The 363-nt window shown below is 63.4% G+C and carries 1 protein-coding gene; it reads left to right on the forward strand.

The annotated features are described in order from the left end of the window. A partial coding sequence (locus H5407_RS23750; RefSeq protein ID WP_183106932.1) for a helix-turn-helix domain-containing protein occupies nt 1-188 on the forward strand: 188 nt, incomplete at its 5' end. Nucleotides 189-363: the final 175 nt, after the last annotated feature.

The following is a 363-nucleotide window of genomic DNA, read 5'->3' on the forward strand; positions in this document are numbered from 1 at the left end:
TGGCCCTGCTGCACGCGCAGGGGCGCATCCTCAGTGTGGAGCAACTCAAGCACAGCATCTACGAGCTGCATGAGGACATCGAGAGCAATGCCCTCAACGTGCATCTGCACCATCTGCGCCGCAAACTCGGCGCCACACTCATTGAAACGGTGCGCGGCCTGGGCTATCGCATGGCGGAGCAGACATGAAGCATATGCGTCTGAGGTTGAGGTTGCTGCTGCAGATCGGTGTCGCGCTGTGTCTGTTGTGGGGCGGGGTGGCGCTGTGGATGCAGCGCGGCTTGCAAGGCGAGCTGCGGGCCACGCTGGATCAGCGCCTCGTCATGGCGGCCGACATGGTGGCGAATCTGGTGGCCGCGAATCC

The sequence above is a fragment of the Mitsuaria sp. WAJ17 genome (genome assembly GCF_014174515.1).
Taxonomy (GTDB): Bacteria; Pseudomonadota; Gammaproteobacteria; order Burkholderiales; family Burkholderiaceae_C; genus Roseateles_B.